Below are 20,731 nucleotides of genomic sequence, written 5' to 3'. Positions count from 1 at the left end.
GTCCTGTGCTTATTAATCAAGGCAGGTATTTTCCAAAGCACATCCAGAATAGTAGCCGAAAACTCTTGATTTGTGGTGCATCGAGCAAAATTTATAATTATGCAGATTGGAAGGCTTTTGAAAAGCGCTTCATCATCCAACCCATAACAATAGCGATCGCTGAGGGTTTGTAGCAATACTGAGAATCTCAATTAAGCTGCGTAACTCCTGCTGAATTAAGTTAACAGTACCTCCCGGTAGTGTTGCCAGACTTGTTGGTTCGGTTCTGCTTCGTTATTTGGAATGTCTCTAACCTTAGTCTTGGTATCACCTGCCATCTCACACAGTACCTCATGGACAAATTCTGTATAACCTGCCGGGTTACCGAGCAGTTTACGAAACTTGGCGGCACAAGCTGCTCCCTTAGCCAACTCAGATAGATAAGACCCCGCTGCTGTTCCTAAGGCTTCTATGGTTGCACGTTCCGCACCACAGATTGAGGAACAAGCGTAACCAACACCACCCCAAATATCTGCTTGTCTTATAGAGGAAAAACCACCTACAGTCACTGATATCCGAGTGACATCAGTACCGTCCAGCAACCAGATGCTACGACCCAAACCCTGGTCAAAGACGCGGCAAGCGTAGCCGACAAGTTGCTTTGGAATAGCTTGACCATCAATATATTCTCGCCATCGGTATATACCATGATTAAAGCCATAGCCATCAATTATCGGCCAACTCCTTATGGGATTAAGTTGTGTTAAATATGGCTCAATGGGCAGTTCGCGTCGAACTAGCATTAAACCCACGCCTAAGTATACCATAGTCTGATAAGCTGTCCTAGCGCCTTCCAGAAATGCCTGCACTCGATTCTGCTTCTTAGGCTTGAGTGCATCCAACTCGGCAAGACCCATGCCTACCCCCTCTAAGGCGAATCCAAACAACTCGGATTCTATTGCATTCAGCCTGGCTACCAGAGCCTCTGGTTCTTCATCGGCGATCGCTGCATGATAGCCCTGCCACATTCCTTCAGCAACCTGTCCGAATCGCTGTGGCACTCTGGCATTCCTCACTGCAACTTTACGTCCGAGCAAATTAGCTTTCATTTGTGCTCTAGCCTCATCTGCGCTGATTCGCCAAGCATCCTGTATCATCTTGATTCTCCTTTTTAAGCAGCATCAAAAATTACTTAAGTTTTTGCCAAAAGCTTAGGAAACAAAAGTAAATTGACTCGAATTGTTTAGGTTTAAAGCTGAGATCGAAACATTCTGAATTATGCCGATAAGTTCAGGTGAAGATGTAGGATCAACAGAGAAAATCAATGTTCCAGTAGGTAATGAACCAAACGACTCGCGTAGCAAATAATTATTTGAGTTGCCAAAAAGCTGAATATTATCAGATGTAGTATTGAAATCAGCTATTAGAGCATAATCCTTTAATCCCTGCTCTAATAATGGGTTAGCGTAGTAGACATTATTGTTGTCACCTAGTACAAATTTATCTGAACCATCACCTCCAATTAGAAAGTCTATTTCACCCACACCAAAGTTAGAAATCGGTGTTCCTGGCAATCCCCCAGGATTAACACCAATTAGTACATCATCGCCCTCAGCACCAAGTAACTGATCATTACCTATATCTCCTCTTAATGTGTCATTTCCAGATCCACCTAAAAGGAAATCATCCCCATCACCACCAGATACAATATCGTTGCCTTTTTCACCATTAAGTTTGTCATCACCTGAGTCACCAAAGAGTTGATCGCTACCTTCGGCACCGAAGAGGACATCATTTCCACCTCCACCTTTTACCGAATCATTGCCACTGCTAGCTTCTACAAAGTCATTACCAGATCCGCCCTCAATGATGTCATTACCCCGTCCTCCTGAAATGCGATCGCTGCCTGCACCCCCATAGACTAGATCGTCCCCAGCACCCGCTTCAATTTCATCATTGCCGTCGCCACCGAAAATTTTGTCTGCGCCTCCCTTTCCAGCGATGACATCAGTATCTCCAAAGAGAATATCATCACCATCTCCCCCAATCAGCAAGTCACGTCCAAGTCCGCCCACAAGCTTATCATCACCATTACCACCAATGACAGTATCATTTCCCTCTGAGGCAGAAACTAAGTCATCGCCATCACCAACAAAAATAGTATCTGAGCCTTTTCCCGCTATAACCAGATCATCTCCGCTTCCCGAAGAAACGAAATCATTGCCATCTCCACCAATAATGACATCATTTCCACTTCCCACTAGAATTATGTCGTCTCCACCAAGACCATCAACTGCTATATCACTTCCAACATCTTGGAGAATGAAATCATCTTTATCAGTTGCTGGAATAATAATCGTAGCCATAACTCTCTAATTCCCCTCTAAAGTTAAACGATTTCAAAAAATAAAAAGCCTGTAAAGCTTATCAAACAACGAATACAGGCTTTTATACCCAAATGCTCGTACTCATCTAATTTCAGATAGACATGCATATAAGCTGTTTGTTGCCATTCAAATTACCTGATTTGAATGGCAAACTTTAATTTTGATGCACAAAGTGCATCAAAATTAAATGCAAAATAGCTTATCTAACTGAAGACAAAGGAATCGCTAGACGATAACTCTGCAAACGAAACACCTTGAACGATACTAATCAGATCGCCCCGGAAGTAAATTGCTGTTCCTTCTGGGAAGTTAGAAGGGGTTAGACCGAGACTAAAGTTACCACCAGGAAAAGACCCGAGATTTGAAGGCAGTCCAATACGGTCTTCACCAGGCTTAAAGTCAGTAATCAGAGCATAGTCATTATCCCCTGCATCGTCGTAGAAGACTTCGGAGTCTTGGATAATCCGTTCTTCTCCCAGGAAGAAGATATCCCTACCGCTGCCGCCAGTTAAAATATCAACCTCGTTTTTGCCTTCGCCAGATTCTGGTGTCGAAAAGGGGTTAGCTCCAAAGAATGTATCATTGCCGTTGCCACCCAAGAGAATGTCGCTGCCAGCATTGCCAATTACGATGTCATCCCCATCTCCACCGTTGATAGTGTCGTTACCGCTGTCACCATTCAGGCGATCAAAACCACTTCCACCAAAAACTTGATCATTACCTGCACCAGCAAGAGCTCGGTCGTTGCCATTTCCTCCACGGATTATATCGTCGCCATTTCCACCATTAAAATCATCATCCCCACTTCCGCCTTTGAGGACATCATTTCCATCTTGCCCAAATAAGACATCATTTCCGGCATTACCGTTTAACTTATCGTCGCCGCCTCCACCAAATATAATATCTCTGCCATCACCACCGTTAACAGTGTCATTTCCAGCCTCACCCACGTCTAAGTCTTCATTGAGGTCAAAGTCCGCAAAAACCAGGTCATCTCCAGATCCCGCGTTGACGACATCATCTCCGGCTCCGGCGGTGAAATCATCATTTCCACTACCACCAAAGATTAAGTCATTGCCAGACTCGGTGAAGATGGTATCATCGCCACCTAACCCAGAGATCGTGTCATTGCCCAAAGTACCAACGAGGGTATTGTCGCTTTCATCGCCATTGAACGAGGTCTGGGTTAGGCTATCAGCGATATCAAAGAGAAAGCTACCACTAGTAATTGCTGGAGGTAAAACACCTGCAACAATAGCAATCAGGTCACCCTCGTGATAGATTGCTGTTCCTTGGGGGAGGTTAGAAGGGGCTATACCTATACCGTAATTACCTCCAGGAACAAACTGGAGATTTGAAGGTAGTGCAATACGGTCTTTACCAGGCTCAAAGTCAGTAATCAGAGCGTAGTCGCTGTCACCTCCCTCATCGTAAAAGACTTCGGAGTCCCGGATAATCCTCTGCTCTCCCAAGTAGAAGATATCGTTACCCGCACCGCCTGTTAGGGTATCTATTTCAGCTGTGTCTTCGCCGGATGCGGGGGTGGAGAAAGGGTTAGAACCAAATAATATATCGTTACCATCGCCACCCAAGAGTATGTCGTTACCAGAATTCCCGATTAGAATTTCGTTACCAGTACCACCGTCAAGGGTGTCATTGCCGCTATCACCATTAAGTCGGTCGTTACCGGAACCACCAATGACTTTATCGTTGCCTGCACCGGCAAGGACGCGATCGTTACCTTCACCCCCATTAAGGATGTCGTTACCATTTCCGCCATTAAAGTCATCATTTCCATCATCACCATTAACGATGTCATCGCCATCCTGTGCAAAGAAGACATCATTCCCAGATCCGCCATTTAAGTTATCGTTGCCCCCACCACCGAAGAAAAAATCTCTTCCATTACCGCCGTTGAGCGTATCATTTCCAGGATTCCCGATGTCTAAGTCTTCGTTGAGGTCAAAGTCACCAAAAAATAGCTCGTCTCCGTCCCCGCCATCAACAAAATCATCTCCACCTCCAGCGGTGAAATCGTCATTGCCATTACCACCCAGAATAATATCGTTACCAGTCTCGGTGAAGATGGTGTCGTTGCCGTCTAACCCATAGATGATGTCAGCATCTAAAGTACCGACAAAAGTATCATCATTAGGACTACCAAAAAACTGAGCCATACGTTATTTACCTCTTGACTGTTGTAAAGTTATCTACTGTGTAACTTAAAGTCTAAGCAGTACGGTAGTCCTGATGCCGATTTGTATCAGCAAGCGCCACAGTACCACGTCTTCGTTAGTTACTTGAATATTACGATCGCTGGCAATAGCAAATATCTATGTATATTTTTTGACTATAAAAATAGGGTCGTTCTAACTGGATGAAAAACACGCGCTCGGTAATGTTGCCAAGTCTGAGATTCTAGTGCTTCGCCATTGACCGCTAAACTCTCAACTACAGCATCAACACCCATTCCCCACAACACCTGACAAGCTAATTCTGTGTAAACTGAGTGATTACCAAGAGATTGACGGGACTTGGCAGCGTAAGCTGTTCCTTGGGCTAATTGAAATCGATAAACACCTGCTGTATTTGTTAGGGCTTCTATGGTTGCACGTTCTGCGCCGCCAGCGTAAGCACAGGCATAACCTACACCACCCCACAAGTCTTGCCGTCTATTTGGTGCAAAGGTATCAATGGTGCGTGCGATGTGATTAACATCGCCACCACCGATAAACCAAATACTGCGACCCAAACCTTGGTCAAAAACACTGCGAGCATAACTAGAAATTTGTTCCGAGATGACTTGATTATCAAGTGAGTCTTGCCAATGGAACATACCTTGATAGTAGCCATAACCATCGACTGCTAACCAACTTCTAGCAAAGTTGAGTTTTTCTAAATGCGGCTTGATAGGCAGTCCAGCACGAGCCAACATCAAACCCAAACCCACATAAACCCAGTTATGATAAAGTGCACCATCACCTGCAACAAAAGTTGCCATGCGATTTTCGTTGCTGGGTGTGAGTAAGTCGCGTTGCGCTAGACCCATACCCACGCCTTCGTAAGCAAATCCTCGCAACTCTTCATCGATTTCATTCATTTTAGGAGCGATCGCTCTTAAATCTTCACTAGCGATCGCTACATGATATCCTTGTAAAACTCTACTACCAATCTTGCTTAACCGTTCTTGCACTCCAGAATCGCTGTTTTGAATTCCTCGTTTGGCCCAAGTATCAGCCATTAAGGCGTTGGCCTCATTTGCTTTAATTTGCATTATCTAAATTATCCTTGTGAAGCAATAGGTACTAAGCTGCTAAGGTTGCTCTAACTGGATGAGGTATCCGTGCCCGGTAATGCTGCCATAAGCGAGATTCTGGAGTTTCGCCAATAGTAGCTAGACTGTCAGCCACAGCATCAGCACTCACTCCCCACAACACCTGACAAGCCAATTCTGTATAGACTGACTGGTTGCCAAGACATTGACGGGACTTAGCAGCGTAAGCAGTACCCTGCGCTAAATGCAAGCGATAAGCACCTGCTGTATTTCCTAAGGCTTCTATGGTTGCACGTTCTGCACCACCAGCGTAAGCACAGGCATAACCTACACCGCCCCACAAGTCTTCTCGCCTATCGAGTGAAAAGGCATCAATGGTGCGTGCGATGCGATTGACATCGCCACCATCGACAAACCAAATACTGCGACCTAAACCTTGGTCAAAGACACTGCGGGTATAACCAGAAATTGGTTGCGAGATTACCTGATGATTGAGTGAGTCTCGCCAGTAGAACATACCTTGATAGTAGCCGTAGCCATCGACTAATAACCAACCCTTAGCGTTATCAAGTCTTTGCAAATGCGGTTCGATAGGTCGCCCAACTCTGGCTAACATCAAACCCAAACCGACATAAACCATGTTTGCATAAGCTGCACCATCACCTGCAACAAACGTGGCTATCCGATTTTGGCTACTAGGCGTCAAAAAATCGCGTTGTGCTAGTCCCATACCGACACCTTCGTAAGCAAATCCCCGCAACTCCTCATCGATTTCATTTAACTTGGGGGCGATCGCTTCTAATTCATCAGTAACAGCTGTATGGTATCCTTTCATTAACGAACGACCAACCTGTTCTAATCGTTTCTGTATACCACCATCACTTTCTTGCACATCGCGTTCAGCCCAAGTAGCGATCAAATCTGTCGGTAGTGTCGCTTTATTCAAACTTGATTGCCAAGCGTCTTGAATCATCATCTTTCTCCTGATTTAAAAAGCTGGATGCATTGATTTTTCTGGAATCCAAGTTCCGTGGAAACCGTAAGGAACTCGCTGGGGTAGAAGAATGCGGGCTACAGGTTTATCTGCGATGTCTTGGGCATTCACCACTACTAGCTCTGAGGTTTTTGTAGCTGTGTCGTAGACGAAAGTTAACAACCAACCATCATCCTCTTGAGTCGCGTTGGAACGGGGCACAAATATTGCCTCTCCTCCATAGCGACCAGTCCCCCACTCATGGACTTGAGAATAACCATTGGCAAAGTCATACTTAATGAGTGCATCTAAAGTAAATACAGGTAGCAGTTCTGGCACCATTCTGGCTGTATAGCCGTATCGATTCCGTCTTCCGACAAATTGCTGATTTAAACTAGGAAATTCTGAAGCTAAATCATCAATTGTTCCTTCTTGGACTGCACCTGTGCGGAGATTGAATCGCCAGCCATATAACTGCGGTTTATTAATTTGATTGTGACGTAAGTTTGTTTTCGTCGGTATGTTCAGCAGTTGAGCATCATCTGTGCGACAGGCAATGATAACGACTTCCTCTTCTGTTTCATAGGCATTGAGAATATGTAAAACATAACAGGTAGAAACTTCAAACCAGCGGATATTTCTGCCATCGCTATGACGGGAAATAATACCAAAACGGCTGGGCAGATTTGGTTCAAACATATAAGCTGGTTTTCTGCGTTGTAGCCTTTCTAAGCTAAATGTCAGGGGCAAATCCATGAATATTGTGTAATTTGCAGTGATGGCAAAGTCATGCATCATCACCCCTGTAGGCAAATCAATCGGAACTGTTCTTAGTAACTCTCCCTCAGATGAAACCACGCTGTACCTTAAATAAGGTGGCTCTAGTAGAGAATATCCAAAAAACATCATTTCCCCAGTTACAAAATCAACTTTGGGGTGAGCGGTGAAGGGAGAATTTAGTTGATTTCCATAAGTGAATGGCCCGATTGTTGTCAAGTCAGGTATGGTAATTTCGTATGGTTCGGCTCCTTCCCAAAGTGCCAATAGTTGACCTGCGTGCCACACTATGCCAGTGTTAGCAGTGTTCTTGAACGGACTGAAAAGATTATTGGGAGGGTTGTGAAGTTGTGGCGATTCCATCAGACTTGTCCAGACGGCTCGACCTACTTTCTGTTCCAGTTTAAATCCTCGTGTCTGGACATAGCGGTTGCGGTAAGTGGCTTTGCCATTATTAATCTCCACCCCATGCAACATCCCATCTCCATCAATCCACTTGTAATCACCTTTGGGAGAAAACTGGGGATTAGGGCCATTGCGGACAAATATTCCTGATAAATCAGTTGGTAATTCTCCAATTATCGGAAGGTCATTGGCTGTGATTTCTGTTTGTATTGGAGAAAAGTTACCTGTAAGATAGGGACTAATTTCTTTTGCGACGATCATAGTCAAGACTACTTGATTAGTAGATTACAAATTCAGAATCAGTTGGTTGAGAATATTATTATTTAGTGTTTCTTTTTCTCTGGATAGGGAGGATATCTCCATTTCAAATCAATCAGAAAAGATTTATTTAATATGCCTCTTTGATAAGAAAAGTTATCAAAGCCAGCTTTACCATGATAACGACCCATTCCACTAGTACCAACTCCACCAAAAGGTAAAGAAGGAACAGTCAAATGCATAACGGTATCGTTAATGCAGACTCCACCAGAGACTGTTTCTTGCAAAATCCGCTCTTGATTTTTTTTATTACTAGAAAAGAAGTATAAAGCAAGGGGTTTTTGTTGTTGATTTACAAGGGCGATCGCTTCTGATAAATCTGTATATTCTATAACAGGAAGAATCGGCCCAAAAATTTCCTCTTGCATGATCTTGTCTTGCCAAGAGACTTGATCGATAATAGTAGGAGCAATATAAAGATTCTCTAAATTTGTTTCGCCTCCCACTAAAATATTACCACTTTCTAACAATTCCGAAAGGCGGCGGAAATGTTTTTGATTGATGACTCTAGCATAGCTTTTACTTACTGAAGGTTCGTCGCCGTAAAAAATTTGTATTTGTTTTTTAATGTTAGTCAATAAATCTTGTTTAATTTTGCGATTTACTAACAGATAATCAGGTGCAGTACAAGTTTGACCTGCATTAAAGAATTTACCCCAAACAATTCTTTTAGCTGTATGTTCAAGATGAATATTTTCATCAACAATACAAGGACTTTTTCCACCTAGCTCAAGGGTAACTGGAGTTAGATTTTTAGCGGCGGCTGCCATTACAAGTTTACCAACTTCAGTGCCACCAGTAAAAAAGATATGATCAAAATTTTGTGACAATAATTCTTGACTGGTTTCAATACCGCCTTCAATCACTTCAATAAAAGATGGATCGAAATTTTCGCGAACTATTTTTTCTATGACCTCAGAAGTATAAGGAGCTATTTCTGATGGTTTTAAAATCGCACAATTACCAGCAGCGATCGCACCCACCAATGGCGCAAACATTAAATTAAATGGGTAATTCCAAGGGCCAATAATCAGAATCACACCAAGAGGTTCAGAACGAACTTGGGCAGAAGAAAGAAACTGATAAAAAGGAGTAGCAACCTTCTGTGGTTTTGTCCATGCTCTAATATTGTTGAGAGCATATTTAATTTCTTCTAAAACTCCAATTATTTCAAAATAAGCTTCAAAGCCTGATTTATGCAAATCAGCTTTTAAAGCTTGAACAATATTATCTTTATTATTCTCAATTGCCTGTTGAAGAATTTTCAGTTGTTGAATCCGAAAATCAATATTTTTGGTTTCACCAGTCTGAAAAAACTGTTGCTGATATTCAATTTCATTATAATCTACTTGAGTTAGCATGGCTTTTTAGGTGTTAAACAGTAGTTATGCAGTAATTGAAAGAAAGAATGGCAGTAACTAAATATACAAGTCTTAAAATTCAACTGCCATTTTCATATTTGTTGTTATCAAACAGAATTCAGGAGTCAGGAGTCAGAATTCAGAATGAATTGTGTATGACTGGCGGATAGCGCAGCGTTAGCGGGTCTGCGATAGCACAGTGTTAGCGAGTCTTCTCCTGTCGGAGACGCTACGCGAACGATAGCGGAGCGGTAGCGAGTCTGCGAGCGTCGCGTCTTGATTCTGACCGGAGGCTCCGGCTCCGCTCCTGAATTCTGACTTCTGAATTCTTCTTTAATCTCCAGCTAAAATTAAGACTTGATTTCCGCTGGCAACGTGACTAATTCTGGAACCTTGAGTATATTTTCGTCCTTTAAGCTTGGGAGTTCATGAGTCCCATTTGGTAACGTCTTTTCATTAGCCAAACTAATCCAGGGCTGTAAGTCGGGTTGGTGTTGGTAACTCTTGAAATCTTCTCTAGCTTTTGCAGTGATACTGTTGTCTGGCACACCTTTGGTTTTAAATTTGAAAATCCAGTTATCCCAACCAGCTAGAGCAGATGCTTTTAGTAAAGCGAAAATATGCTTAAGATTTTGTGGTGCTAACAAACCTTTTAGTCCAAAACCCTTCCATAGGAACTTAAGGTACCAAATAGCAACGAAAAAGTGAGTGTATTGCATAGATACAAAAACATTAGTTCGTTGGGGTTCGTACTTGGTGAGGTGGATATATTCGTCAAAATCCCGGCTCATTATGTAATTAAAAGGCAATTCATCTGCTCGATGGGTGTACATAAACCCGATGTTGGCGTTCTTCTCTGCCAACTCTGTTAACTGTTTGTAGACAGCAGTTAATATTTCGGTAATATATACACGACCTGGTTGCTTAATTTTTGCCAGGAATTTCAAATCTAAATGCCACTTACCGACATACAAAGGAATCATCATCCCAAACCACCACATGTTTTCTATGAACATGCGATGACTCATGATGCTAGCGTTACCAAGATGCTTAGGATGATGGCTGACAAGAAGATTGTTGCGATCGATCATCCCTAAATTAAAGCCATTGTAAACTGCCCGCTTCTTCTCTGCATCTGGCTCACCTGCTAACTTGGCACGAATCACTTCTGTAATGGTATCTATTTCAAAGGACATCATCGTCATTCCCATCGAGTAGAAGGGATCGAAGATAGCTGCTGCATCACCAATTACATACCAGTTATCTTTTGAGAGTATGGTCTTGCTCTTGTGCGCTAGCTTGGGCCAGTAATGGAAATCAATTTCCTCTCCGCTCTTGAGCAGTCGATACATAATGTTATGGTTTGCTTCTAGAAAAGCATAAAACTTTTCTTTAGTGTTGACAGTCTGGGCCTGAATATAGTCGTGATGGTGGACTAATCCGATTGACAACTCCATATTTTGGGTATCTGTGGGAATCATCCAAACCCAATGTCCGTGTCCCATCCAGTGATTAGTAGCATAGTAGTGGCTACAAGTTGAAACTAAAGGATCGTAACCACTGTGAAAGATAGTGCGATCGACATTTTTAACGCGCATCCATGCTGAACCATTGTTAACACCACGGAGGTTTTCAGGGCCAAACAACACATTATCTGTCTTGCGACCGATGATAAACTTGCGTCCTGCTGCATCAATAATATGTTTAGCTGTAAGTTCGAGATACTGACGATCGAGTTTGACTTTCACCACGTTTAGACCATCCCCAGACGTTAAGTCAACATCAACAACACGACCTTGATAAAAGACAGCACCCATCTGCTGATTCATCCTCAGCACATCCCGCTCAAATTTGGGGCGATGAATCAAAACAGAAGCCAATGGTGGTTGCCGAACAGCCCAGAGATGATGATAGTCATTAATGTTTTCTGTACTTTCTGGATGCTTAGGCCAATGAAAGTTTAAACCAAATTTTGGCGGATGATGCTCAACCATGTAGTCATAAAGACCCAACTCCTTGCAGATCATCAGAGTAGAGATTTCAACCGCTGACTCACCCACTTTCAAATCCTTTTCTGTCCGTTCTTCAGGACGAGGATCGACCAAAGCAATTTTGATATTAGGAACATTAAGTAGTAGGTGGCGAGCTTGACATACTCCCGCCAATCCAGCACCCATAATGACTACATCATAATCATAGGTTTGGCACTGAGTGTTGTTCATTGCATTTTCCTTTTCGCTAACTAGAAAATTTGATGAATTTGAAAAATTTCGTCGGAAACTTCAGGAATTTTGAGTTACTTCTTTCCTTTGTGCCCTCTGTTGACTTCTTTATGAGCAGAAGCAGGCGACTCTTTTAGATAACTCTTAAAAGTAGCCGCAAAACGTCTACTTTTAAATACAATCTAGTAATGAACAGTTTGTAGTAAGCACTTTAGTGCTGAGAAAATTAAGGACTACTAGATAGGATTGCTATAACTCAGATGTGACTAGCTCTTGCTCTGGAAATTTTTGAGATTCAGCACTCTTACTCTTGAGCCAAGGCTCCAATTCAGGTTGATGTCTATAACTCTTGAACTCTTCTGTCACCCTAGCAATTTCACTATTAGCTGCCATACCTTTGGTCTTGCGTCGGTAAATTAGATCATCCCAACTAGATTGAGCAGATGCATTGAGTAAAGCAAAAACATATTTTAGATTAACTGGTGACAACACACCTTTTAGTCCAAAACCTTTCCACAGGAATTTGAGATACCAAAGAGCAACAAAGAAGTAAATGTTTTTCATGTATGCAAAAACATTGCATCTTTGAGGTTCGTATTTTGTGTTTTGCAAATAGCTATCAAATTCTTGGGTCATGTAGTAACCGAAGGGTAATTGCTGCCCTCGGTGAACATACATCATGCCAATATTAGCATCTTTTTCTATCAGTTCATTGAATTGTTCATACACATGAGACATCAGTGTTCTGATCACTTGACGACTTTGTTGGCTAAATCTGCGGAGAAATTTCAAATCTAAATGCCATTTGCCAACATACAAAGGCACAATCATCCCAAACCACCACATGTTTTCTAGATAGACGCGCCAGCTCATGATGCTAGCATGACCAAGTTGTTTGGCGTGGTCGTGGAGAAGATGATTGCAAGATTCTACATACCCAAGATTGTATGCATTATAAACAGCCCGCTTCTTCTCTGCATCCGGTTCACCTGCTAATTTGGCTCGGATAATTTCTGTGACACTTTCCATTTGAAATGTCATCATTACCATTCCTAAAGAATAGAAAGGATCGAAGATGGCAGCTGCATCACCAATTACATACCAATTGTCTGGAGAAAACAGAGTTTTACTCTTGTGTGCCACCCTTGGTAAGTAATGAAAGTCAATATCTTCTCCACTCTTGACTAGTTGGTAAAGAATGTTGTGATTTGATTCTAAAAAAGCATAAAACTTTTCTTTGGTGTTAACGCTCTGCGCTGGGATGACTTCATGATGATGAGATACCCCTACTGACAATTCCATAGTCTGAGTATCTGTAGGAATGACCCAGATCCAATGGCCATGACCCATCATGTGATTAGTGGCATAGTAATGGCTACATGTAGCACCTGTAGGATCGTAACCACTGTGAAAAATGGTGCGATCGACATTTTTAACCCGTACCCATGCAGAACCATTGTTAAGACCAGCCAGTTTCTCAGGGCCAAAGAGTAGATTATCTGTTTTCTGACCAATGATAAATTTGCGTCCTGCTGCATCAATAAGATGCTTGGTTGTAAGTTCTAGGTAGTCATTACCTATTTTCACTTTAACATTGTTTGGGATATCACCAGAGCCTAAATCAACGTTGACTACACGACCATTGTAAAAGTCAACTCCCATCTCTTTATTCATTTTCAAGACATCCCGCTCGAACTTGGCGCGGTTCATGAGAACGGAAGCTAGCGGGGGTTGTTTAATAGACCAGACATGATAGTAGTCATCGATGGTCTGTGTATTTTTTGGGTCTTTGGGCCAATGATAGTTTAGTCCAAATTTCGGTGGATGATTCTCAATTAAGTAATCATAAAGACCTAACTCTTTGCCGAAAAAGAGAGTAGAAACTTCGACAGTTGACTCACCAATTTTTAAATCTTTTTCAGTCCGTTCTTCAGGACGTGGGTCAATTAAGGCGATTTTGATGTTGGGAATATTCAGCAGCAAGTGACGAGCTTGACATACTCCAGCGATCCCAGCACCCATAATGACGACATCGTAAGCTTGAGACTGAGTTGTGTTGTTCACTGACATTTCCTATTTCGATGACTAAAAGTTTTGCGAGATGAGCAGATTTTTGATTGATTAAAGTTAGTTAAATTGAGCCAGCAATCCAATTTAAAGAGCGGAATGGGACAACAACTAGGGCAATTATTCTTTCAGGGCTGCGTGTCAGTTGAATGGGAAAAGTGAGAACTTTAAGTTGACTGTTAAGAGCCACATCACTGAATAAAATGCTATCCCCTTCTATGCGTTCGATCGCTAGGTTAATGTCTTTTGCTTTAGTCGCCTTACGTAAGGCTTCTATGGCTGTCCAAATTCGCGTACCAGCCCGATCTACCGAGTCTTTGCTTTCTAGCTGTTGGATTAATGGGTATCGAGAAGAATTTAGTAAGGCAACCCAATCTTCTACACTGCGATGAGTTATCGGTTCAATATCACAACCCTGGACTCCTCGACCGGCAACACAGAAACAAACACGTTCGTCATGGGAAAGCGATACTTCGATTTTTTCTTCTGCGAGTCCTACAACTACTGGTTTACCAGATTCCGTCCACTGAATCCGTACTTTGGATATGAGATTAGCATTATTGTTCAGCAGTTGAGCGATCGCTCTATGGAATAGAGGTAGTTCCAGTTGATGACGTTCTGTGGGTAATAGCGCATGGATACCAGGAAGATAAGCCAATGATATCTCTGGTGCAACGACTTTGAATAAAGGCGATCGATTGCTCAATTCTCTGTAAATAATCTGTTCATCCCTCTGGCTAGGATCGGCCAAATCTTCAGCAGTGGGATTCTCTTCACGGTGTTCTAGTATTCGCAATTGATAGCTATTGAGTCTTTCCATAACACGCCCATCGGCAGCTAAAAGAAAAACATTACTGTGATACTGTTGACCTTCTCGCCCTTGGGGTGTGGTAACACCAATATATGAACCAGTTCCATCTCGATCTGATTGATCGATTTCAAGACTTTCGATGCGGATGGGCAAACAAAGATCCTGCGGAATTACTAGTTGTCCAGCTTGCAGCAATGAGTCTCTGCAATAAGGATCTCCAAGCAAGAAAGGCCCTTGCGCTCTATCTAAAGATTGTTCTTGCTCCTGAGCAGAATACAAGTTTCTGTGGGTTTTGAATACACACCTGTGGGAATTCAGGCTATAAATCTGTTGTAAACGCTGAAACTTGGGGCCTTGGAAAAGTAACCAACTATAAAGATCCGCTTTTGGCTCAATATCTAGAGGTACTTCTGGAAGTTCAACCTGTTCTACAGATGGATTACTTTCAACACCTAATAAAAATGTGGCTGAAAAATGGCTGATGGCAAATCCTGTCTGTTCGGTTTTGATAGTTACATAAACTTGCTGTGGATCATTTTTTAGTTCTCGTTCAAGTACCTCTGCATGAATTTCGATGTCCACTCCTTTGTCAGGAGCTACAACAATCGGACGTTCCAAACGAATATCTTTTATCTGCACAGTTGGTAAGGAATCTTTGCCAGTGACATAGGCAACTGCTTGAGCCATAGCCTCCAAACCGAATACAGTCGGGAACAGATATGAACCTTTATAGAGGTGATCCTGTAAGTATGAATCCCGCTCAAGACTGAGGTGCGCTCTCTGAACAACCTCTACACTCGGTTGATAAATCAGAATCTTCTCTAAAAACTTCGACGAATCAGGAGGTGAGAACAATCCTGGATACCAGGTATCAAAACCACTCGATTCAAAAGCAGCTAAGGTTTGCATAGGTGCTGCGATCGCAACTCGCAAATCTGCGGGTTCATTTTTGATTAGATGCAAGAATCGACTAACGCCTGCATCTTTGGGAATGGCACTAATACCCATTTTGTTCAGGCTCCGAACGCTGCCCATCCGCGCTCCCATTCCTACCTCTTCCCACACACTATATGCCATTGAAATCACGGCGGTTTGAGGGTGTTGAGCTTTAAAACGGCGTAAAATCAGATCCAAAGTTTCATTAGAGAAGCCATACCAAGCATTGCGTTGCATCCCTGTAAAGCCGATGACCGAGGAAAAACCGGCGAAAAGCTTCAGTGGTGTAGCTTCCAGTGCTTTGTATAGATTAATCAAACCGAGAAGTTTAGGACTGATTTCATCAAATGCTGCTTCTGTAGAAACTTGCTCAATCAGTCTTGGCTTATTGAGGGCAGCTCCATGAATTACTCCTGATATCTCACCTAGCTCTTGTCTGACTTTTTGCAAGAGATTTACTACTGCCTGGTAGTCAGCAACGTCACATGCATAGTAGTGGCAAGTTAGTCCTTCAGCATAAAAGCGCCCAAGAGTACGGGTAATATCAGAACTACTACTTTGTTGAATGTTGTCATCAGGATGAGGTGAACGTCCTACAAGTGCCACACGGATACCTGTGTCTTTAGCTAGAGCCAGGGCACACTCGGCAGTAATGCCTTTTGCTCCACCCGTGACGAGGATGACATCCTCAGATGACCAGGTAATTTGGCGGTCTAGATAATCCACAGGTTGCTGCACCTGAGGCCGAGGAACGTAGCGCTTGAGATCGGCATCGTAACTTACAGTTGTATAAATATGGGGAGTAGAGAGTTCTCTGAAGACACATTCTGCCAGACTGCTGGGATCTACCGTGGGGGAGAAATCAACTACCCGAACTTTGAGATCGATTCGTTCTAGATGCAAACTCGCTGCAAAGCCAACTGTACAGCATTGTTCAATATCTGCTAGTGGTAGTTGCGCTCCGAAATGTCCCCCACTAAATTGGACATAAGCAACTGTTGTATGATCACGGGATGCTAGAGGTGGAGTGGCGACACTGCGTAACCGTTCAATCATGCCAATCAAACGGGCTTCTGACGACAATTGGGTGTTGGGCGTACAAGGCAATACTGCAATGAAGTGAGTTACATCGACGTTGTTAGTTAGTGTCTGAGGGCTGACTTCTGCAAAGGTTACACTTTGAACTTGAGCGCCTTGAGTGCGAAGCCGATCGCACAAGACTGCTATTTTATCTACATTACTGAATTCGTAAAGAATCAGCACATTCGCAGTCTGCCAGTTTTCTGGCATCTGTCTGCCTAAAGCAACTGAGGGAAGTTCCTCTGGAATATTTTTGATGATGTAATCACGCACCAGTTGCTTACGTGTTAATTCTGGCCCGCCTGCTGGTGTTTTGCCGTTGTTTTGATTTTTGAAATCTTGCTTTAAAGTAACTCTTGAGATCGGTTCTGAGATTTTAATTCCATTCCCGTTATTATTTGGGATGAAATTATGAATTGTTTCAGCAATCTCTTGAATCGTGGCATTGGCTAGAGAAGGCGGGTCAATTTTCCCAGCAGCACCAAATAGCTTGGCGGTTTCTGCGACAACTTCACCGGCTTTGATGGAGTCAAGGTTGAGATCGTCGAGTAATCGCAATTCTGCTGTGATACTTTCTCTGACATACCCTGTTTGTTGGATAATCAGGTCGGTCAGTGAAGAGGCGATCGCATCGGTTGTACCCATCGTCGATACTAAAGAAGCTGCTTGATTACCATTCGGACTGCGATCGCTTGACATAAAACTGCGAATCGTTTCAGCAATCTCTTGAATAGTGGCATTAGCTAAAGCAGGTGGGTCAATTTTCCCGGCGACACCATATAGCTTGGCGGCTTCTGCGACAATTTCACCGGCTTTGATGGAATCCAGGTTGAGATCGTCAAGTAATCGCAATTCTGCTGTGATACTTTCTTTGACATATCCTGTTTGTTGAACAATCAAGTCTGCCAATAAAAACTCAACACTCTGATTACCATTTGCCACAATGCCATTGGTTTCCCCAGGCTTCAGTAAGGTAGAAATAGCAGTATGAAAGCCATTACCATTAACTGTGCGAGTTGTTCTGGCAGCATTTTGAGGAGTTGCAACTAAAGGTATTTGCAGATCGGCTCGGATAACTTCAGCAATAAACTTACCGCGTCGAGCTAAATAATCTTGCAGCACCTCTGGTGAAATATAGTTGTGTTTGTCAAACACTGAATAATTCAGCAAGCTTTCAGAAGTAATTTCCAAGGATGGCGATGAGTGCGTTGCAGATACATGAAATGGTCGTTCTACAGGATTGTCGATGAAGATGCGTTCTGAGGCTGGTACAAAAGGACGTATAAGCCGACCTTCGTAAAGTGCTTCCCAGTTGATGTCATGACCACGAGCAAATACGTTAGCTAACATCATGTTCAACGACTGGTCAAATCCAGGTTTGGCTTCCACAGGCAGACATTGCAGCCCTTGCAACCCGTTGATGTCACTTACCAATCCAGAGAGTACTTTTCCTGGGCCAACTTCTATTAGCAGGTCGCATGTCTGCTCTAGAGTTTTCACCAGCGATACAAAGTCCACTTGCGCTAGTACTTGATGGGCAAAGTGGTCGCGCAATTGCAATCCTGTTGGCGGCTGTTTGCCATCTACAGATGAAACAAGGTCTATAGTGGTCTTCGGGAGTGTATCTGGAACTAGTTCATAGTTGTGTAGATATTCGGCAGCTTCCAAGACAAGTTGAGAGTGAAAAGCATTAGAAACTGGCAGCTTGTATGTCTTGATTTCTTGAGCAGCGGCCAGTTCAATTACTTGTTCAATGCTCAAGCGCTCACCAGATATGACGATCTGTGTGGGACTATTGATATTTGCAATAACGGCATAGCCATTAACTTGTTTTAACAATTCCTCGGCTTTGTCACGGGAGCAAGCAATACTTACCATGCTTCCCCCTATGCCTTGGCCAGAAGCAGACATGGCACGTCCGCGAACAGCAGCTAAACAGATCAAAGTTTGCTCGTCAAAGGCACCTGCTGCATGAAAAGCAGTTAGTTCCCCCAGGCTATGACCACCTGCGGCGATCGGCTTTAATCCTAGATGTTGGAGGTAGTGCATCCACAGGAGAGAAGCTAGGCAGATGGCTGGTTGAGCGATTTCAGTTTGGGCAATTTTCTGAGACCATTCTTCAAACTGCTCTTGATTGATAGCACGATCTATAGATTTATAGATCGACTCACTAATACTTGGGGCACCAATTTCTTGCAGCCATTTGTCAGCTTGATTTACTAGTTTTTTGGCCCAGCTAAAGCGTTGTACGAGGGTACGGGCCATATTCAACTTTTGAGAACCTTGACCGGGGAAGAGAAAACCGATGCGGCTTTGTTGGACTTGATTGCCAATCCAAATTCCTTGCTGCGGGTTAAGGATTATTTCTCCCTGAGCCAATGGTTTAGCGTTCAATAATTCTTGTAAGAAACTTAGACGTTCAACCAACTCTTCAGGTAAACGGGCGATGAGTGCTGCTCGTACTGGTAGTTCTTGGTTTAGTTTTTGAGCAAGATGTGCAGCTAGATCAATTAGTTCACTTAAACTCAATCCTTGTACTTTCGGGAGTAATGCATCTATGCTTTGTAACAAAGCTGGGATTGATGCTGCACTCAAGACAAAAATCTCTGTTTCTTGAGCAGAAACTAACAAAGCCTGCTCATCAATTAATGGTTCAAGTTGAGTAGCAGGAGCATCGCCAGATTCTAAAGTGACGTGGCAATTGATGCCGCCAAATCCCATTGCAGAGACTCCAGCCCGGAGTGTGTCTGTTGTCTGGCGAACTTCTCCTTGAAGCACCGGGTAAAGACAGTGGGCAGCTTTGTCAAATACTTCGTTTGGCTCATTGCAGCCAGCTAATGGCGGTATTACTCGGCGGTTAACAGCCATAACAGCTTTGATGAACCCTCCAATGCCTGCTGCGGCTTTGGTATGCCCAACTAGGGATTTGAAAGAGGTAATACCACAAGAACGGGAAGGTGTTTCACTGTTTGCACCCATAGCTAGGGCAATACCTTCTAGTTCGACGCGATCGCCTACTGGTGTTCCTGTACCATGACCTTCTATAAAATCAACGTTACTTAAGCTGTAACCGGCTCGGTTATAAGCCCGGCTTAGTGCTTTAGCTTGTCCTTCCCGACTTGGAGCTGTTAGACCTCCTTTGCCATCAGATGATATTCCCCATCCATTCAACACTGCATAGATATAATTATTGTCAGCACGAGCATCTTCTAAGCGCTTCAAAACGACGAAGCCAGCCCCTTCTCCAGGGATAAAGCCACTGGCTTTTTTATCGTAAACGGTCATATCTTTGCTAGTCAGGGCACCTGTTTTGGCAAATCCTACTAGTTCAAAGGTGTCTAGACTAATATCTACACCACCAGCCAGAGCCAAATCAAGGTCGCCGTTGCTTAAAGCGTTAGCAGCAGTGGCAACCGCAATTAGGGACGAAGAACAAGCTCCATCTACTGTATAACCACCGCCATGAAAGTTAAAAAAGTTACAAATTCTCCCAGCAATAGTATTAGAAAGGTTGCCGGATAATGTGTCTTCGGTAAATGGTGAGAATACTGACTTGTAGTATTCTTCCATTGCTATTGCCAGTTCATCTATGACTTGCAATGGTAAACCTTTCGCCTTTGCCGCTGCATGTATTACCCGTTGGATAAATGGCCAGCGTAGTCGCATGTTGTTAGAGCGTGTTTGTTCTCCTGTTAAGGAATTACCGAGGATTACACCTGTACGTTCGCCCGGAATATTTGCTCGTGTATAACCTGAATCCTCTAAAGCTGCGATCGCTACTTCTAATGCCACCCAGTGAGCGATATCTGCTGTCTCTACTACAGTTTTAGGAATGCGTTTACTTGCCCAATCGAACTCAAAACCCTCAATCACAGCCATACGTTTACCGTAGGTCTTGTCTGGAACCGTCGGGTCTGGATCGTAATAATCTGCAAGTGGTAGCCGCCGATCTGGGGATTCCCTAAATTGTCGTCGTCGCGAAAGTATGTTTTCCCAAAGCTGTCGTAAATCCCTTGCACCAGGATACCAACACCCCATACCAATAACCGCAATTCTAGGTTGAGATCCTTCTATGTACATATCTTTAATAACTTTGCTTCAAACACAAAATTGAATAAATTAAGAAAAATTTGATTCTGAT

Annotated in this window: 11 protein-coding genes; 1 reads left to right on the top strand and 10 read right to left on the bottom strand. The window is 43.2% G+C overall.

What is annotated here, in order from left to right:
• Nucleotides 1-5: 5 nt before the first annotated feature.
• Nucleotides 6-173, top strand: coding sequence for a hypothetical protein (locus tag ABF638_RS04820; RefSeq protein WP_435020703.1), 168 nt, complete (start codon nucleotides 6-8; stop codon nucleotides 171-173).
• Between the two features lie 42 nt (nucleotides 174-215).
• Here ABF638_RS04820 and ABF638_RS04815 read toward each other — a convergent pair whose 3' ends face one another.
• The 10 genes from ABF638_RS04815 to ABF638_RS04770 form a co-directional block, all read right to left on the bottom strand.
• Nucleotides 216-1,136 (bottom strand): DUF1702 family protein, encoded by a 921-nt coding sequence (locus ABF638_RS04815; RefSeq protein ID WP_435020701.1) that lies wholly within the window; start codon nucleotides 1,134-1,136, stop codon nucleotides 216-218.
• Between the two features lie 54 nt (nucleotides 1,137-1,190).
• Complete coding sequence (locus ABF638_RS04810) at nucleotides 1,191-2,345, bottom strand: calcium-binding protein (protein WP_435020699.1); 1,155 nt, start codon at nucleotides 2,343-2,345, stop codon at nucleotides 1,191-1,193.
• 224 nt (nucleotides 2,346-2,569) lie between these two features.
• Nucleotides 2,570-4,543 (bottom strand): calcium-binding protein, encoded by a 1,974-nt coding sequence (locus ABF638_RS04805; RefSeq protein WP_435020697.1) that lies wholly within the window; start codon nucleotides 4,541-4,543, stop codon nucleotides 2,570-2,572.
• Between the two features lie 173 nt (nucleotides 4,544-4,716).
• Nucleotides 4,717-5,640 carry a DUF1702 family protein gene (locus ABF638_RS04800; protein WP_435020695.1) on the bottom strand — a complete coding sequence of 308 codons (924 nt, stop codon included), beginning with the start codon at nucleotides 5,638-5,640 and terminating at the stop codon, nucleotides 4,717-4,719.
• Nucleotides 5,641-5,671: 31 nt separating this feature from the next.
• On the bottom strand, nucleotides 5,672-6,616 hold the full coding sequence (locus tag ABF638_RS04795) for a DUF1702 family protein (RefSeq protein WP_435020693.1): 945 nt from the start codon (nucleotides 6,614-6,616) through the stop codon (nucleotides 5,672-5,674).
• Between the two features lie 12 nt (nucleotides 6,617-6,628).
• Nucleotides 6,629-8,053: a carotenoid oxygenase family protein gene (locus tag ABF638_RS04790; RefSeq protein ID WP_435020739.1), complete on the bottom strand. Its 1,425-nt coding sequence runs from the start codon at nucleotides 8,051-8,053 to the stop codon at nucleotides 6,629-6,631.
• 65 nt (nucleotides 8,054-8,118) lie between these two features.
• Complete coding sequence (locus ABF638_RS04785; RefSeq protein WP_435020691.1) at nucleotides 8,119-9,474, bottom strand: aldehyde dehydrogenase; 1,356 nt, start codon at nucleotides 9,472-9,474, stop codon at nucleotides 8,119-8,121.
• A 350-nt stretch (nucleotides 9,475-9,824) separates the two neighbouring features.
• On the bottom strand, nucleotides 9,825-11,696 hold the full coding sequence (locus tag ABF638_RS04780; RefSeq protein WP_435020689.1) for an NAD(P)/FAD-dependent oxidoreductase: 1,872 nt from the start codon (nucleotides 11,694-11,696) through the stop codon (nucleotides 9,825-9,827).
• A 249-nt stretch (nucleotides 11,697-11,945) separates the two neighbouring features.
• Nucleotides 11,946-13,718: an NAD(P)/FAD-dependent oxidoreductase gene (locus ABF638_RS04775; protein ID WP_435020737.1), complete on the bottom strand. Its 1,773-nt coding sequence runs from the start codon at nucleotides 13,716-13,718 to the stop codon at nucleotides 11,946-11,948.
• A 109-nt stretch (nucleotides 13,719-13,827) separates the two neighbouring features.
• Complete coding sequence (locus ABF638_RS04770) at nucleotides 13,828-20,670, bottom strand: SDR family NAD(P)-dependent oxidoreductase (protein WP_435020687.1); 6,843 nt, start codon at nucleotides 20,668-20,670, stop codon at nucleotides 13,828-13,830.
• Between the last annotated feature and the right edge of the window lie 61 nt (nucleotides 20,671-20,731).

Origin of the sequence: Nostoc sp. CALU 1950, assembly GCF_051172895.1 — a bacterium.
GTDB classification, from domain to species: Bacteria; Cyanobacteriota; Cyanobacteriia; order Cyanobacteriales; family Nostocaceae; genus Nostoc; species Nostoc edaphicum_A.
This window is presented reverse-complemented; position numbering and strand designations above follow the sequence as displayed.

What these genes read in the sequence shown, in the direction of transcription:
- ABF638_RS04770 (WP_435020687.1), bottom strand. Translation starts at nt 20,670, where the DNA reads ATGTACATAGAAGGATCTCAACCTAGAATTGCGGTTATTGGTATGGGG.
- ABF638_RS04810 (WP_435020699.1), bottom strand. Translation starts at nt 2,345, where the DNA reads ATGGCTACGATTATTATTCCAGCAACTGATAAAGATGATTTCATTCTC.
- ABF638_RS04780 (WP_435020689.1), bottom strand. Translation starts at nt 11,696, where the DNA reads ATGAACAACACTCAGTGCCAAACCTATGATTATGATGTAGTCATTATG.
- ABF638_RS04785 (WP_435020691.1), bottom strand. Translation starts at nt 9,474, where the DNA reads ATGCTAACTCAAGTAGATTATAATGAAATTGAATATCAGCAACAGTTT.
- ABF638_RS04815 (WP_435020701.1), bottom strand. Translation starts at nt 1,136, where the DNA reads ATGATACAGGATGCTTGGCGAATCAGCGCAGATGAGGCTAGAGCACAA.
- ABF638_RS04795 (WP_435020693.1), bottom strand. Translation starts at nt 6,616, where the DNA reads ATGATGATTCAAGACGCTTGGCAATCAAGTTTGAATAAAGCGACACTA.
- ABF638_RS04805 (WP_435020697.1), bottom strand. Translation starts at nt 4,543, where the DNA reads ATGGCTCAGTTTTTTGGTAGTCCTAATGATGATACTTTTGTCGGTACT.
- ABF638_RS04800 (WP_435020695.1), bottom strand. Translation starts at nt 5,640, where the DNA reads ATGCAAATTAAAGCAAATGAGGCCAACGCCTTAATGGCTGATACTTGG.
- ABF638_RS04775 (WP_435020737.1), bottom strand. Translation starts at nt 13,718, where the DNA reads ATGGGTGCTGGGATCGCTGGAGTATGTCAAGCTCGTCACTTGCTGCTG.